This is a genomic window from Stenotrophomonas sp. G4, from assembly GCF_003428825.1.
GTDB classification, from domain to species: domain Bacteria; phylum Pseudomonadota; class Gammaproteobacteria; order Xanthomonadales; family Xanthomonadaceae; genus Stenotrophomonas; species Stenotrophomonas indicatrix.
This window is the reverse complement of sequence record NZ_CP031741.1, coordinates 807,241-822,580: the sequence shown is the minus strand read 5'-3', so window position 1 is coordinate 822,580 and position 15,340 is coordinate 807,241. Positions and strand designations below refer to the sequence as shown.

18 protein-coding genes are annotated in these 15,340 nt (G+C 67.3%); 6 read left to right on the top strand and 12 right to left on the bottom strand.

Features of this window, described 5'->3' with window-relative positions; genetic code table 11:
• The first annotated feature begins 3 nt into the window (after positions 1-3).
• The 5 genes from pdxA to D0Y85_RS03610 are packed head-to-tail and all read left to right on the top strand — an operon-like array spanning position 4 to position 3,851.
• Positions 4-984, top strand: coding sequence for a 4-hydroxythreonine-4-phosphate dehydrogenase PdxA (gene pdxA / locus D0Y85_RS03630; RefSeq protein ID WP_117309577.1), 981 nt, complete (start codon positions 4-6; stop codon positions 982-984).
• A complete protein-coding gene (rsmA, locus tag D0Y85_RS03625; RefSeq protein WP_117309576.1) occupies positions 981-1,784 on the top strand; it encodes a 16S rRNA (adenine(1518)-N(6)/adenine(1519)-N(6))-dimethyltransferase RsmA in 804 nt (267 codons plus the stop codon). Before pdxA ends, rsmA begins: the two co-directional genes overlap by 4 nt.
• A 13-nt stretch (positions 1,785-1,797) precedes the next feature.
• Positions 1,798-2,181 (top strand): Co2+/Mg2+ efflux protein ApaG, encoded by a 384-nt coding sequence (gene apaG, locus D0Y85_RS03620; RefSeq protein ID WP_025877914.1) that lies wholly within the window; start codon positions 1,798-1,800, stop codon positions 2,179-2,181.
• Positions 2,182-2,196: 15 nt separating this feature from the next.
• Positions 2,197-3,210, top strand: coding sequence for a symmetrical bis(5'-nucleosyl)-tetraphosphatase (locus tag D0Y85_RS03615; protein WP_117309575.1), 1,014 nt, complete (start codon positions 2,197-2,199; stop codon positions 3,208-3,210).
• Entirely contained in the window at positions 3,207-3,851 is a 645-nt protein-coding gene (locus D0Y85_RS03610; protein ID WP_117309574.1) for a DUF1287 domain-containing protein, read from the top strand. Before D0Y85_RS03615 ends, D0Y85_RS03610 begins: the two co-directional genes overlap by 4 nt.
• A gap of 41 nt (positions 3,852-3,892) precedes the next feature.
• On the opposite strand, the gene D0Y85_RS03605 is transcribed toward D0Y85_RS03610, so the two are convergent.
• From D0Y85_RS03605 to D0Y85_RS03565, 9 genes are all read right to left on the bottom strand, one after another.
• A complete protein-coding gene (locus tag D0Y85_RS03605) occupies positions 3,893-4,384 on the bottom strand; it encodes a dihydrofolate reductase (protein WP_117309573.1) in 492 nt (163 codons plus the stop codon).
• Between the two features lie 5 nt (positions 4,385-4,389).
• Entirely contained in the window at positions 4,390-5,184 is a 795-nt protein-coding gene (locus D0Y85_RS03600; protein WP_117309572.1) for a thymidylate synthase, read from the bottom strand.
• Entirely contained in the window at positions 5,181-6,068 is an 888-nt protein-coding gene (lgt, locus tag D0Y85_RS03595) for a prolipoprotein diacylglyceryl transferase (protein ID WP_117309571.1), read from the bottom strand. Before lgt ends, D0Y85_RS03600 begins: the two co-directional genes overlap by 4 nt.
• An 84-nt stretch (positions 6,069-6,152) precedes the next feature.
• Complete coding sequence (locus D0Y85_RS03590; RefSeq protein WP_117309570.1) at positions 6,153-6,647, bottom strand: TPM domain-containing protein; 495 nt, start codon at positions 6,645-6,647, stop codon at positions 6,153-6,155.
• Positions 6,647-7,531 (bottom strand): TPM domain-containing protein, encoded by an 885-nt coding sequence (locus tag D0Y85_RS03585; protein WP_025877904.1) that lies wholly within the window; start codon positions 7,529-7,531, stop codon positions 6,647-6,649. Before D0Y85_RS03585 ends, D0Y85_RS03590 begins: the two co-directional genes overlap by 1 nt.
• A 3-nt stretch (positions 7,532-7,534) precedes the next feature.
• Positions 7,535-8,155 (bottom strand): LemA family protein, encoded by a 621-nt coding sequence (locus D0Y85_RS03580; RefSeq protein WP_025877902.1) that lies wholly within the window; start codon positions 8,153-8,155, stop codon positions 7,535-7,537.
• Between the two features lie 557 nt (positions 8,156-8,712).
• Positions 8,713-9,873, bottom strand: a complete 1,161-nt coding sequence (locus tag D0Y85_RS03575; protein WP_117309569.1) for an MFS transporter — start codon at positions 9,871-9,873, stop codon at positions 8,713-8,715.
• 274 nt (positions 9,874-10,147) lie between these two features.
• Positions 10,148-10,897 carry a TerC family protein gene (locus tag D0Y85_RS03570; RefSeq protein WP_059066043.1) on the bottom strand — a complete coding sequence of 250 codons (750 nt, stop codon included), beginning with the start codon at positions 10,895-10,897 and terminating at the stop codon, positions 10,148-10,150.
• A 32-nt stretch (positions 10,898-10,929) separates the two neighbouring features.
• Positions 10,930-11,325, bottom strand: a complete 396-nt coding sequence (locus D0Y85_RS03565; RefSeq protein ID WP_117309568.1) for a diacylglycerol kinase — start codon at positions 11,323-11,325, stop codon at positions 10,930-10,932.
• Positions 11,326-11,560: 235 nt separating this feature from the next.
• Here D0Y85_RS03565 and D0Y85_RS03560 point away from each other — a divergent pair, with 235 nt between their 5' ends.
• On the top strand, positions 11,561-12,259 hold the full coding sequence (locus D0Y85_RS03560) for an SGNH/GDSL hydrolase family protein (RefSeq protein WP_117309567.1): 699 nt from the start codon (positions 11,561-11,563) through the stop codon (positions 12,257-12,259).
• Between the two features lie 151 nt (positions 12,260-12,410).
• On the opposite strand, the gene D0Y85_RS03555 is transcribed toward D0Y85_RS03560, so the two are convergent.
• The 3 genes from D0Y85_RS03555 to D0Y85_RS03545 all read right to left on the bottom strand — a co-directional run bounded on the left by D0Y85_RS03555 (position 12,411) and on the right by D0Y85_RS03545 (position 15,284).
• Entirely contained in the window at positions 12,411-13,682 is a 1,272-nt protein-coding gene (locus D0Y85_RS03555) for a HAMP domain-containing sensor histidine kinase (RefSeq protein ID WP_032974932.1), read from the bottom strand.
• Between the two features lie 150 nt (positions 13,683-13,832).
• Complete coding sequence (locus D0Y85_RS03550; protein WP_002811889.1) at positions 13,833-14,546, bottom strand: response regulator transcription factor; 714 nt, start codon at positions 14,544-14,546, stop codon at positions 13,833-13,835.
• A gap of 90 nt (positions 14,547-14,636) precedes the next feature.
• Positions 14,637-15,284, bottom strand: coding sequence for an arylesterase (locus D0Y85_RS03545; RefSeq protein ID WP_059066041.1), 648 nt, complete (start codon positions 15,282-15,284; stop codon positions 14,637-14,639).
• Between the last annotated feature and the right edge of the window lie 56 nt (positions 15,285-15,340).

Here is a 15,340-nt window from a genome sequence, read left to right as displayed (position 1 = left end):
GCCATGCTCCCCGAGCTCGCTCTGGTACCGGGCGAGCCCGCCGGGATCGGTCCGGAACTGTGTGTCCGACTGGTCCAGCAGCCGCGCGATGATTGCCGGCTTCTGGCTTTCGCCGATCCGGACACCCTGCGCGCGGCCGCAGCCGCGCTGGATCTGCCCCTGCAACTGCTGCCCGAGGACGCACACGCACGCGTCCCCGGCGATCTGCGCCTGCGCGCCGTCGCCAACCGCGCCCCCAGCCATTTCGGCCACACCGACCCTGCCAACGCAGGTGCGGTGATCGGCGCCCTGCTCGGTGCGGGCCAGGCCTGCCTGTCCGGTGAACTGCACGGCGTGGTGACCGGCCCGGTACACAAGGCGGTGATCAACCAGAGCGGCATCGCCTACAGCGGCACCACCGAACTGCTGGCCGACCAGGCCGGGCTGAAGGTGGTGATGATGCTGGCCAACGACATCGTCCGCGTTGCCCTGGCTACGACCCACCTGCCGCTGCGCGAGGTCGCCGATGCGATCACCGCGCCCGGCCTGGAACACACCCTGCGCACCGTGCATGCCGCGCTGCGCCGCGAGTTCGGCCTGGCCGCACCGCGCATCGCCGTGCTTGGCCTGAACCCGCATGCCGGCGAAGACGGCCACCTCGGTCGCGAGGAACTGGATCTGGTCATCCCGCTGCTGCAGCGCCTGCGCAGCGAGGGCATGGACCTGATCGGTCCGCTGCCGGCCGATACCGCGTTCCTGCCGGCCAAGCTGGCCGGCTTCGACACCGTGCTGGCCATGTACCACGACCAGGGCCTGCCGGTGCTGAAGTACTCCGGCTTCGAGCAGGCGGTGAACCTGACCCTGGGCCTGCCCTATCCGCGCGTGGCGGTGGACCACGGCACCGCGCTGGATCTTGCCGGCCGCGGCATTGCCGATCCTTCCAGCCTGCAGGCCGCCACAACGCTGTGTGCGCGGCTGGCGCGGCAACGTACACTGAGCACATGACTTCCCCGCATTCCCCCTCCGGCCCGGTGTTTTCCGCCCCGGCCAAGAAGCAGCTCGGCCAGCACTTCCTTGCCGACCGCTACTACATCGACAAGATCGTGATGGCGGTCAATCCCAGGGACGGCGACCGCCTGGTCGAGATCGGCCCGGGCCAGGGTGCGATCACCCTGCCGCTGCTGCGCGTACACCCGAAGATGACGGTGATCGAGTTCGACCGCGACCTGATCGCGCCGTTGACCGCCGCCGCCGAGCCGCTGGGTGAACTGACCATCGTCAACCGCGACGTGCTGCGGGTCGATTTCACCGAGCTGGCCGACGGACAGCCGATCCGCCTGGTCGGCAACCTGCCCTACAACATCTCCTCGCCCATCCTGTTCCATGCACTGGAACATGCTGCGGTGGTCTCGGACATGCACTTCATGCTGCAGAAGGAAGTGGTCGACCGCATGGCTGCCGGTCCCGGCAGCAAGGTGTTCGGCCGCCTCAGCGTGATGCTGCAGGCCTACTGCGAGGTGACCTCGCTGTTCGTGGTGCCGCCGGGTGCGTTCAGGCCGCCGCCGAAGGTCGATTCGGCCGTGGTGCGCCTGGTACCGCGCGACCCGGCCAGCATCGACATCAAGGACCACAAGCGCTTCGCCGAGGTGGTCAAGGCCGCCTTCGGCCAACGCCGCAAGACCCTGCGCAATGCCCTGAACAACGTGGTCAGCGCCGAGCAGTTCGTGGCCGCCGGCGTGCGCCCCGATGCCCGCGCCGAACAGCTGGACGTGGCTGAATTCATCGCTTTGGCCAATGCCACCTGATTACACTGCCGGTATGGAAGACGCTGACGTTTATGCCATCTCCGTCGAAGTCGCCCCGCGCTTCCTCGACGACCAATCCGCGCCGGAAGACGGTCGTTATGCGTTCGCCTATACGATCCGCATCCACAACCAGGGCCGGGTTGCCGCGCGCCTGGTCGCACGCCACTGGCGCATCACCGATGCCAATGGCCGCGTCGAGCATGTCGATGGCGATGGCGTGATCGGCGAACAGCCGCGTCTGCGTCCGGGTGAAGACTTCCATTACACCTCGGGTGTCATGCTCGGCACCGAGCACGGCACGATGCAGGGCCATTACGACATGGTGGCCGACGACGGCACCGAATTCGCCGCGCCGGTCGCACCCTTCGTGCTGGCCATCCCGCGCACCCTGCACTGACACGGAGGCCGAACGATGAGTGTATGGGCGATCGGCGACCTGCAAGGCTGCTATGACGTAACCCAGCGCCTGCTGGAGAAGATCCGGTTCGATCCGGCGCAGGACACCCTGTGGTTCTGCGGCGACCTGGTCAACCGCGGCGGACAGTCACTGGAAACCCTGCGGCTGGTGCATTCGCTGCGCGAACACAGCGTGGTGGTGCTCGGCAACCACGACCTTTCCCTGCTGGCCGTCGGTGCGCGCACCGAGGAAGAGCAGCGCAAGGTCAACCCGGACCTGCTGCGCATCGTCCAGGCCGAAGACCGCGACGTGCTGCTGGACTGGCTGCGCCTGCAGAAGCTGGTGCACGTGGACCGTGAGCTTGGCTGGATGATGGTGCATGCCGGCCTGGCGCCGAAGTGGACCACGCAGATGGCCGAGAAGCATGCGGCCGAAGTGGAAGTGCAGTTGCACGGCGCCGGCTACCGCAAACTGTTCCGCAACATGTACGGCGACAAGCCCAGCTGGGCGCCGAACCTGACCGGCTACGAGCGCTCGCGGGCGATCATCAACGTGCTCACGCGCATGCGCTACTGCACCTCGCGCGGCCGCATCGGCATCGAGGACAAGGGCACGCCGGGCACCCAGGAGCAGGGGCTGTATCCCTGGTTCGAAGTGCCGGGCCGGGTCGAACGCGATCTGAAGGTGGTCTGCGGCCACTGGTCCGCGCTCGGCCTGACCATCACCCAGGGCATCCACGCGATCGACACCGGTGCCGTGTGGGGGGGCAAGCTCACCGCGATCCAGCTCGACACCGATGAGCTGCGCGTGGTGCAGGTACCGGGACGCGACGTACCGGCACCGGTCGCCAACGCGCGGCCGCCCGCGCGACCGGCACACGAGCGCACGGCAGGCAAGGACAACAACCAAGGCAACGGCAACGCCAACGCTGCAACGGCTGGCGCCCCGGGCAACCGTGGTCCGCGCCGCCGCCGCCGCCGTGGTGGTGGTGGTGGTGGCAACAACAACGGAACGCCTCCTTCGGCATGACGCCCGGCAACCGCGCACCATGGACGGTGCTGCTGCTGACGCTGGCCCTGGCCAGCGGCTGCCAGCCCTCATCGTCGCCCGCGACTGCCGGCCACGACGCTGCCGCCGCCCCTGCATCAGCCCCTGCACCGTCGCCGCCACTGGTCGCTGCCGCGCGCGCGCAGATCGGCGTCACCACCCGTTACGACCCTGCCTATCAGGTACTGGCCTACCCCGGTGGCGACGTGCCCGCTGATCGCGGCGTATGCACCGACGTGGTGGTCCGCGCTCTGCGTACGCAGGGGCTGGACCTGCAGGTCCGCGTGAACGAAGACATGCGCGCTGATTTCAGCGCCTATCCGGCCCTCTGGGGCCTGTCCCGGCCGGATCGGAACATCGACCACCGGCGCGTGCCCAATCTGATGCGCTGGTTCGACCGCCACGGCTGGCAGCAACCGATCAGTGTCCTTCCCAGCGACTTCGCTGCCGGCGACATCGTGGCCTGGAAGCTCAACGGCAACGGCCTGCTGCACGTGGGCATCGTTTCCGACCGGCGCGTGGCCGACGGTACGCCGCTGGTACTGCACAACATCGCGCGCGGTACGCGGGAAGAGAACCTGCTGTTCAAGCACACCATCATCGGCCACTACCGGATGCCGTAAAACGATCCTGTAGAGCCGGGCATGGCCCGCCTTTCCACGCCTCAGCGGCGGACGTAATGCACGAAGCGGAACGCGTAGGCGTGACGCTCATCGGCGGGGTGCGGCTCACTGGCCACCTCCTGCCAGAGGCGCTCATCCACCTCCGGGAAATGGGTATCGGCCGGTACTTCGGCATCCACCCAGGTCAGGTACAGATCACTGGCCTGGTCCAGCAGCTGCCGGAAGATCTCGCCGCCACCAATGATGCACAGCTCGCTGGCGCCCTCGCCCTCTGCAATCGCTTTCGCCTCGTCCAGCGAGGCCACCGCGCGCATGCCCTCGAACGGCACCTGGCTGCTGCGGGTCAGCACCAGGTTCGTTCGGCCGGGCAGCACGCGGCCAATCGATTCGGCGGTCCTGCGCCCCATCAGGATCGGCTTGCCCAGGGTCAACGCCTTGAAGTGCCTGAAGTCGTCCGGCAGGTGCCAAGGCATGGCATTGCCCTGGCCGATGCCACGATTGCGGTCCAGCGCCACCACCATCGACAGCTTCATCGTACTCACACCGCCACCGGCGCCTTGATCGCCGGATGCGGATCGTAGCCATCAATGCGGATGTCATCGAACTGGAAGCCGAACAGATCGGTCACCTCCGGATTCAACCACAGCGTCGGCAGCGCGCGCGGTTCACGCGACAGCTGCTCGCGGGCCTGCTCGAAGTGGTTCGAATACAGGTGCGCGTCGCCCAGCGTGTGCACGAAATCGCCGACGCCCAGGCCGGTGGCCTGCGCCACCATGTGGGTCAGCAATGCGTAGCTGGCGATGTTGAACGGTACGCCGAGGAAGATGTCGCCACTGCGCTGGTACAGCTGGCAGCTGAGCTTGCCGTCGACCACGTAGAACTGGAACAGGTTGTGGCACGGCATCAACGCCATCTGCGAAAGCTCGCCCACGTTCCAGGCACTGACCACCAGCCGCCGCGAATCCGGATTGCGCTTGATCTCCTCCACCAGCCACTGCATCTGGTCGATCTCGCCGCCGTCGGCCGTGGCCCAGCTGCGCCACTGCTTCCCGTACACCGGGCCGAGGTCACCGTTCTCGTCGGCCCACTCGTCCCAGATGCGCACCTGGTTGTCCTTGAGGTAACCGATGTTGGTGTCGCCCTTCAGGAACCACAGCAGCTCGTGGATGATCGAGCGCAGGTGCAGCTTCTTGGTGGTGACCAGCGGGAAGCCGTCGTTGAGGTTGAAGCGCATCTGCCAGCCGAACACGCTGCGGGTGCCGGTACCGGTGCGGTCGCTCTTCTCCGCGCCGTGTTCGAGCACGTGCGAGAGCAGGTCCAGGTAGGCCTTCATGCCTTGCCCTCCGCCGTCACCAGCGGCTGCGGCTGCAGCACCGGCGCGCGGCGCGACATCACCAGCAGCACCAGGCCGAAGGCGATCAGCGGCACGCACAGGATCTGGCCCTTGGTCAGCCAGCCGAAGGCCACGTAGACGCCGTTGTCGGGCATGCGCACGAACTCGACGGCGAAGCGGAAGATGCCATACAGCAGCGCGAACAGGCCGCCGATGAGATAGCGATGGCGCGGCTTGGCCGACACCGTCCACAACACCGCGAACATCACCAGCCCTTCCAGCAGCGCTTCATACAGCTGCGACGGATGGCGCGCGAACTGGTTGAGCGCACCGCTGGCAAACTGCGACTGCAGGGTGGCGTGGTCGAGCTGGTTCAACGGTGCCGGCAGGCCGGACGGGAACACCACGCCCCAGCTGCCGTCGGTGTACTTGCCCCACAGCTCGGCGCCGATGAAGTTGCCGATGCGGCCAAAGCCCAGGCCCAGCGGCACCAGCGGCGCCATGAAATCCATGGTGTCGAAGAAGTGCAGCGCATGCTTGCGCGACCACCACCAGCAGGCCGCGATCACGCCGAGCAGGCCGCCGTGGAAGCTCATGCCGCCATCCCACACCTTGAACAGCAGCAGCGGGTTGTGCAGGAAATCGCCCAGCGCGTAGAACAGCATGTAGCCGATGCGCCCGCCCAGCACTACGCCAAGCATGGCGTAGAACAGCAGGTCGGAGAAGCCGTTGGCGTCGACGCCCGGCAGGCGCCCGTCGGTGATCCGCTTGCGCCCCAGCAGCCAGGCGGCGGTGAAGCCGAGCAGGTACATGATGCCGTACCAGTGCACCTTGATCGGTCCCAACGAGAGGGCGATGGGGTCGATGTCGTGGAAATAGATCATGAAGGGCGCCTTGCAGGGATGCCGATATTCTAGCGCCGCCCGGGAGCGGCCTCGTCGTGGCCGCCGTCGCCCGATTGCCGGGCTTCAGCCCAGGATCTGCGGCGTGTCCGGCAGGCCGTCCTGATCGGACCGCGCCGAGGCCGGAAAGTGCCCCTCCACCAGGGAGGAAACCTCGTCGATGGCATCGCGCAACGCCGCCACCGGCTGCGCGCTGCGCAGGCCTTCGCGCAGATGCGTGCAGACCCGCTGCCACTGCTCGGGCGCGACCCGCCCCTGCAGGCCACGGTCGGCCACGATCTCGATGGCGTGGTCGGCCAGCAGCAGGTAGATCAGCACGCCGTTGTTGTGCGCGGTATCCCAGGTGCGCAGGCGCGCGAAGGCATGCTCGGCCGCCTGCCGCGGGGTGACCTTGTGCCACAGCGCATGCAGTGGCAGATCGGCCTCCACCGCAAACATCACCTGGCCGCCATGGCGCTGCTCGCCCGCGGCGATCGCCTCGGTGATCGCCTGCAGCGTGGCCGGCGGGAACGCCCGCCGTACCGACGGCGAAAACAGATGCCTGCACAGACGTTGGATCATCACCAGCCTCCCGACGCGCCACCGCCGCCGGAACGGCCACCACCGCCGCCCCAGCCGCCGCCACCGCCAAACCCACCCCCGCCGCCGAAGCCGCCGCCGCCCCAGCTGCCTCCGCCCCAACCGCCACCGCCGGCGAAACGCCCCGGATGGCCGGACAGCATCGCCACCACCAGGCCCACCACGCCGGCCAGGCCACTGGCCAGCAAGGTGGAAGTGAACAGGAAGGCCGCTACCGCCGCTCCAGCGCCCCCCAGCAGGCCGCGCAGCGGACGCGGTACCCGCGAGAACACGCCGCGCAGGATGCTGCCGGCGAACACGCCGATGAACAATGCCAGGATCCAGGTATCACCGCCCCCGTCCGGGGCGCGTCCCTGCTGGCTGCTGACCGGCGCCGGCAGGGCTTCGCCGTCGATGATCCTCACCAGCACCGCCGTGGCCTCGGTGATGCCGCCGGCATAGTCATTGGCGCGGAAGCGTGGCACCAGGTATTCCTGGATCACCCGGTTGGCGATCGCGTCGGGAATCGCGCCTTCCAGGCCATAGCCCGGTTCGATGCGCACCCGCCGATCGTCCTTGGCCACCACCAGCAGCACACCGTCATCCACGCCCTTGCGACCGATCTGCCACTGGTCGAACACCCGGGTGGTGTACTGGGCGATGTCTTCCGGCTGCGTGGTCGGCACCACCAGCACCTGCATCTGGCTGCCCTTGCGCTGCTGCAGGTCCAGCGCCTGCTGCACCAGCGCCTGCTTCTGCGCGGCATCCAGGGTGCCGGTGGTATCGACCACCGGCGAATCCAGCGCCGGAATCGGCGCCAGCGTCTGCGCCTGCACGGTCATCGGCAGCCACAGCAGCAGGGCCAGCAGTGTGGCGGCCAGGCGCATCGGTCAGTGGCCCGGAGCCGGGGCCGGCTGCTGCTGCGGCGCGTTGCCGAAATCAACCGCCGGCGCGTTGGAGATCTGCGCTTCGTTTTCCACGGTGAAGTTCGGCTTGGGCTGGTAGCCGAAGATCTTGGCGGTGATCAGCTGCGGGAACGAGCGGATGTAGGTGTTGTAGTCCTGCACCTGCTGGATGTAGCGGCCGCGGGCAACGGTGATGCGGTTCTCGGTGCCTTCCAGCTGCGCCTGCAGGTCGCGGAAGTTCTGGTCGGACTTCAGCACCGGGTAGTTCTCGGTAACCACCAGCAGGCGCGACAGCGCACTGCCCAGTTCGCCCTGGGCCTGCTGGAACTGCTTGAGCGAGGCTTCATCGTCGGCGTTGACGTTGATCTGGCCAACGCGCGAACGGGCGTTGGTGACTTCGGTCAGAACGCGTTCTTCCTGGCTGGCGAAACCTTTCACGGTCTGCACCAGGTTGGGCACCAGGTCGGCGCGGCGCTTGTACTGGTTGAGCACTTCGGACCAGCTGGCCTTCACCGCTTCGTCCTTCTGCTGGATGGCGTTGTAGCCGCAGCCGGACAGCAGGGAGGCCAGCAGCAGCAATGGGATGAGGCGGGTCAGCAGGCGCATGGCCAAGGCTCCGGGTGGACTGAGCGCCGAGCATGCCATGGTCGGTGTTAACGGACGTGTGGAGAGTGCCGGCCATCGGGCGCCGCCCCCTCCGCGGTGGTCATGTCTGCTGGATATCGGGGTGGGCCGGGAGGGTGAGTGGGCTGGGGGACGCCGTGAATACGTCCTTGTAGGCTCGGGCGCGCCATCCATGGCGCTTACGCCCCCAGCCCACTCACCCTCCCGGCCACGGACAATTTCCTGCGCACCGCGGGAAAGATCAAAAAAGAGCAAAAGCGAAAGCCCATGCTCCAGGCATTCGTGCCGACCAACGGTCGGCACCCACCATCAGCAGCAGGTTCCGACAGATCGCGGAACACTGTCGAAGGCGGGGTGGGTCAGCTTGCGGGGGCGTGAGCGCCATGGATGGCGCGACCGAGCTTACATGGACGTACTTGCAGCGTCCCCCGCAAGCTGACCCACCCCGCCATCCCACAGGAAACCCGCTTTTAGACGTTGCTCTGGCTGTTGCTCCGGCCTCTGCGGGTGCAGGGCGCAGCCCTGCCGGAACACGTCCCTCAGCAAGCCTCAGCCAGCGGCGCACGCGCCCGCCCCAGCCACGCCAGCAGCAGTGCCGACGCTGCCAGCAGCCCACCGGCCACCGGAATCGCCGCGTACCCCAGCCCCAGGCTGATCACCGCACCACCCAGCGCCGCGCCCAGTGCATTGCCGAGGTTGAACGCACCGACGTTGATCGACGACGCCAGACCCGGCGCCTCGCTGGCCGCCTGCATCACCCGGATCTGCAACGGCGGCACGATGGCGAAGGTCGCCGCACCGAACAGCAGTACACCCAGCGCCGCAGTCGCGTGGCTCATGAAGGCCAGCGGCAGCACGAACATCAGCACCGCAAGTACCGCCAGCAGGATCCGGGTGGCGCCGTCCAGCGACCAGTCGGCCAGGCGGCCGCCAATACCGTTGCCGAAGGTAAAGCCGATGCCGATCAATGCCAGCGACAGCGCGATGAAAGCATTCGACGCACCGGTCAGTTCAGTCAGCACCGGCGCCACGTAGGTGTAGAGGGTGAACATCGCACCTGCACCCAGCACCGTAGTGGCCATCGCCAGCAGCACCTGCGGCTGCATGATCGATTTCAGTTCACGCCGCACATCCGGACGCGCGCCCGCGGCCGACGGCGGCAGTGCCATGGCCAACGCGGTGATCGCAACCACACCGAGTACGGCGGTGCCGGCAAAGGCCAGGCGCCAGCCCAGCTGCTGGCCGACCCAGGTCGCCAGCGGCACGCCACCGATGTTGGCGATGGTCAGGCCCATGAACATCGTCGCCACCGCCGCGGCCTGCTTCTCCTTCGGCACCAGGCTGGCGGCGACCACCGCGCCGATGCCGAAGAACGCACCGTGATTGAGGCTGGTCACCAGCCGTGACAGCAGCAGCAGGCCGTAGTTCGGGGCCAGCGCCGACAGCAGGTTGCCGACCACGAAGATCGACATCAGCAGCATCAGCGCGGTGCGCTTGCCGAAGCGTCCCATCAGCAGGGTCATCACTGGTGCGCCCAGCATCACGCCCACGGCATAGGCGGTGATCAGCATGCCGGCGGTGGGGATGCTGACCCCCACTCCGCTGGCGATGACCGGCAGCAGGCCCATCGGCGTGAACTCGGTGGTGCCAATGGCGAAGGCGCCGACGGCGAGGGCCAGCAATGCGGCTCTGGAATTCATGGGGATTGCCTGCGTGGGGCAGGCCCTGTGGAAAATGAGCGCGTAGCCTGCGCGCTTTGCCGGCCGGGAGTAAGCCACTACGCGGGAAAACAGTGTTGATCCCGATTCACAAGTGGAAGGTGCAAGCCGGCATTGCGGGAAGAAGCCCCGCCGGGCATCGCCCGGCGCTATCGGGACGGGCCCACGCTTGGGTAGCGCCGGGCCATGCCCGGCGAGCGCAGCGGCGCCTGGAACGCAGAACCCCCGGCCGGGCCGGGGGTTCTGTCTCGCTTGCTTACCAGTCGCCGGCGCCCGGCACGTGGTGTTCGCGTGCGCGGCGGCGCATCAGCAGGTTCAGCCACTCCACCAGCACCGAGAAGCCCATCGCCGCGTAGATGTAGGGCTTGGGCACGTGCACGTCCAGGCCATCCAGGATCAGCACCGCGCCGATCAGCAGGATGAAGGCCAGGGCCAGCATCTTCACGGTCGGGTTGGCATCGATGAAGCGGCCCAGCGGGTTGGCCGCCAGCAGCATCACCGCCACCGACAACAGGATCGCCGCCACCATCACCGGCACGTGGTCGGCGATGCCGACGGCGGTGATCACCGAATCCAGCGAGAACACGATGTCGATGACCGCGATCTGCGCGATTACGTAGCCGAACACGGCCGAAGTCTTGGTGGTGGTCGGGTCCTCGTCCTCGCCACCGGTGATCATCTCCTTGATCTCCATCCAGCCCTTGATGATCAGGAACAGGCCACCGACGATCAGCACCAGGTCGCGGATGGAGATGCCCATGCCGGCCACGGTGAACAGGTTTGCCTGCATGTGCGCCAGGTACGCCAGCGACACCAGCAGGCCGATACGGGTGATGCAGGCCACCGCGATGCCGAGGCGGCGCGCGAACGGGCGGCGGTTCTCCGGCAGCTTGCTGACGGCGATGGAGATGAACACCAGGTTGTCGATGCCGAGCACGATTTCCAGCGCGCTGAGGGTGAACAGGGTCAACCAGACGTTCGGATCGGCGAGAAACTCAAGGGACATGGGAAGTCTTCAACAAGGGGAAGGAAGAAGGATCAGCCGACGCTGGCCGGCAACAACCGCGGCACCAGCACCAGGGCCCAGCACAGCAGCACGTTCATCATCAGCACGAACACCGCCGCCGAGCCCATGTCCTTGGCGCGGCCGGCCAGTTCGTGGATTTCCGCGCCATAGCGTTCGATCACCGCCTCGATGGCCGAATTGGCCAGCTCCATCGCCAGCACCAGCAGCATCGAGCCGATCATCAGCGCGCGCTCCACCGGGGTCTGGCCCAGCCAGATCGCCAGCGGGGTCAGCAGCACCAGCAGGTAGACCTCCAGCCGGAACGAGGACTCGTGCAGCCAGGCAGCACGCAGGCCCTGCCAGGACCAGCGGGCGGCCTGGAAGATGCGGCGCGGGCCGCGGGGCATGTGGCCGAACTGATCAGCCACGGGTGATGGATCCAGCAACAGGGGCGCGGCGCAGCGACCGCTCAGACGCACGGCAGGAAATCATGGGTGCACAGGGATAGGCAGACAGCCCCCATTTTGCCACAAGGGCGGCAATGGCACCCCGCACGCCCCGCCGCGAGGCCCTGCGAACGACCCCGCGAACGGCCCAGCACGGCCAAGCGCGGGGCCAGCCCAGCTTCTATGATGGATACCCCCTGCCCTGCCGGAGTGCCTGATGACCCGTCCCCGCACCTGCCTGATCCTGCTCGGCCTGCTGGCCGCGCCGCTGGCCCAGGCCCTGAGCCCGCCGGCGCCGCCGCAGGTCCCTGCGCAGGTCTCCAACGTGGCCTGGGCCGCCGACATGGCCGCCTTCGCCGCCGCCGACCGCACCAATCCGCCGCCGCGTGGTGGCATCGAGTTCATCGGCAGCTCGTCCTTCCGCATGTGGGACAGCCTGGCCCGGGATTTCCCGGGGCAACCGGTGTTCAACCGCGGCTTCGGAGGTTCGGAAGTGCGTGACAGCACCTGGTACGCCGGCCAGGCCATCGTGCCGTACGCGCCGTGCAAGGTGTTCTTCTACGCCGGCGACAACGACCTCAACAGCGGCCGCAGCGCGACCCAGGTACGCGATGACGTGGTGGCCTTCGTGCAGCGCGTGCATCGCGACCTGCCGAAGACGAAGGTGGAATACGTCTCCATCAAGCCCAGCCCATCGCGAGCGCACCTGCTGCCGGCGATCAACGACGCCAACGCGAAGATCAAGGCCGCGTTGGCGAAGCTGCCCAACACCGGCTACACCGACATCTACACACCGATGCTCGGGGCCGACGGCCAGCCCGATGCGTCGCTGTTCCGCGAGGACATGCTGCACATGACCCCGGCCGGCTATGCGATCTGGACCAAGGCGCTGGCGCCGAAGGTCAACTGCAACTGATTGATCCCGAAGTTGCCGGCCAGCGGCCGGCACTACCGCGACAACGCGCGTGCTCCGGTAGTTGCCAACCTTGGTTGGCATGAATGCGTCCACCTGCTTCCCAGTGAAAGCGCCGACCAAGGTCGGCAACTACCGAGGTGGCAAGCGGCCCTCAGCGGAAAATCACCGTCGCCTCGGTGCCCTTGCCCAGCTCGCTGGCCAGGCTGACCTTCCAGCCGAAGCGGTCACACAGGCGGCGCACGATCGACAGCCCCAGGCCAGTGCCCTGCGGTCGGCTGGGATCGGCACGATAGAACGGCTCGAACGCACGCGACAGCGCGTCGGCGGACATGCCGATGCCGGTATCGCTCACCACTACCCGGTCGTTGTGCACATGCACGTCGATGCGGCCTTCATCGGTATAGCTGCAGGCGTTGCGCACCAGGTTGCTGACCACCACCTGCAGCACCCGCGGCGGTGCGTGCAGCTGCACGGCCGCGTCGCTGTGCAGGTGCACCGCCAGCGGCCGGCCCACCAGCAGCTCGTTGGCGTTGTCCACTTCGTAACGGACGATGTCGTTGACGTCGAACAGTTCCACCTGCGGCTCGACGTCGGCCTCACGGGCCAGGATCAGGAAGGCATCGATCACCGCTTCCATGTCCCGCCCGGCACGCTGGATGCGCTGCAGGCTGCGGCGCAGGCGCGGCTCCAGGCTTTCATCGCCCAGCGCCATGTCGCTGGCCACGCGGATGACCGTCAGCGGCGTGCGCAGTTCATGGCTGGCATCACGGGTGAAGTTGCGCTCGCGCGCCACGTGCGCGGTGACCCGGTTGGCCAGCGAATGCAGCGCCGCCGCCAGCTGCCGGGTCTCGCCCTGCATGTCCGCCGGCAGCTTGTTCGGCTCCAGGTCGGCCGCTTCCGGATGGCCCGGATCCCAGCGCGAGACACGACGCGCCAGCCAGTTCACCGGCGATACCAGGCGTTTGGAGGCACGGTAGGTGATCCAGGAGGCGCCATATACCGCCAGCAGGGTCAGCAGCACCGGCACGATGCCGAACCAGAACGCCAGCATCTCCGCGCGCGAGCGCAGGAACACCAGGTACAGGCGCCCCTCTTCGCGGGCGTCGACCAGCACCAGCTGATCGTCGTCGGGCAGTTCGTGGAAACCCGGTTCCAACGTGCGCAGGTTGGCCGGCAGTGACAGGCTGGACTGCCCGCGTTCCAGCAGGTAGCCACGGATGTTCTGGGTGTTGGGCGGCGGCTGCACGGGCGAGGCCTCGTGCAGTGTCCAGTAGTACGCCGCTTCTTCGCGCAGGGCAGCGCCCACCAGGCTGTGCTTGATCACCAGCGAAACCAGCCAGGCACCCAGCAGGATACCCAGGCTGGCCAGCACGGCTTGCAGGATGAAAGCGATACGGATCTTGCGCGGCAGGCCGTGCGGCATTGCGGTGTCCCGGTCAGAGCGCTGCGATTATAGGCAGCGCGCTGTGCCGTGATCGTGCATGGACGATGACGACCCGGTATCCGGAACGTTCACCCCTTCCCTGCCGACCACGGCCGTGCCGGTTCTGCTGCAACACCGGCACGACGTCGATCAGGCCATCGGCTGGGCGATATCGGCGATGCGATAGCCCGCGCTCTGCACGGTGTGCAGCAGCGGCCGATCGAACGGCTTGTCGATGATCTTGCGCAGGTTGTACAGATGGCTGCGCAACGTGTCCGAATCAGGCAGGCCGTTGCCCCAGATCTCGCGCTCGATTTCCTGGCGGGTGACCACACGCGGCGATTCACGCATCAGGATGGTCAGCAGCCGCAGGCCGATCGGCGACAGCTGCAGCTCGGTGCCGGCACGGGTGGCACGCATGCTGACCGGATCGAGCACCAGGTCGGCGACCTTGAGCACTTCCGAACCCACCTGGCGACGTTCGCGGCGGATCAGCGCGCGCAGGCGGGCTTCCAGTTCCTGGATCGCGAACGGCTTGGTCAGGTAATCGTCGGCACCAAAGCCAAGGCCGGTGAGCTTGTCATCCAGCGTGTCGCGCGCGGTCAGCATCAGCACCGGGGTCGACTTGCGCGCATCGTTGCGCAGCCGGCGGCACACTTCGATGCCATCCAGCCGCGGCAGCATGAGGTCCAGCACGACGACGTCGTAGCTGTTCTCGGCAGCCAGACGGTAGCCGTCCAGGCCATCCTGCGCATAGTCGACCTCGAAACCACGGCCTTCCAGGTATTCACCGATCATCTCGGAGATATTGCGGTTGTCTTCGACCACCAGCACCAAGCCGGAAGTCTCCTTCGTCTGACGCATGAGAATCCCTCTTTCTTCAGCTTTGTGAAACATGCCCGATCGACGGTGCACGCGATGTGAAGTTGCGTCAATGAAAAGAAGATGGCCTGCTCACAGCAGCGGTTTCAGCAGCGGCCAGACGTTGTCCAGCACCTTCGGCTGCGCCTGGGCGGTGGGATGCAGGCCGTCGGCCTGCATCAAGCCGGGCTGCAGGGCCACGCCTTCCAGCAGGAACGGCAGCAACGGCACCTTGTACTGCGTGGCCAGTGCCCGGTACGCCGCAGCCAGGCGCTGGCGGTAGCCTGGCCCATAATTGGGCGGCACATCGATGCCCAGCAGCAGCACCTTGGCACCGGCCTTCTGGCTGGCCTGCACCATCTTTTCCAGGTTGCCCTGCACCTGCGCCGGGGTCAGCCCGCGCAGCGCATCGTTGCCACCCAGGGCGATCACCACCACCGTGGGCTTCTCCCGGCCAAGCAGGCCCGGCAGGCGGGTCAGCGCGCCAGCGGTGGTTTCCCCGCTCATGCTGGCGTTGACGATGCGCGGCGGGGTTTTCGACTGCTGCCTGACCCGCTGCTGCAGCAGGCTGACCCAGCCGGCATCGGCCGGGATATTGTGGGCGGCACTGAGGCTGTCACCGAGCACCAGCACGGTACCGCCGCCCGGACCTTTGGCACACGCCAGTGCCGGCAACAGCAGCAACCCTAGCAGCAGCATCATCATTGCGCCGGCTTGCCGGCTCCATTCCGTCTTGTGCATTGGAGTCTCCTCATCGACAGCCTGTCCCCCCGCAGCGCGCCCGTCGCCATCGCCGT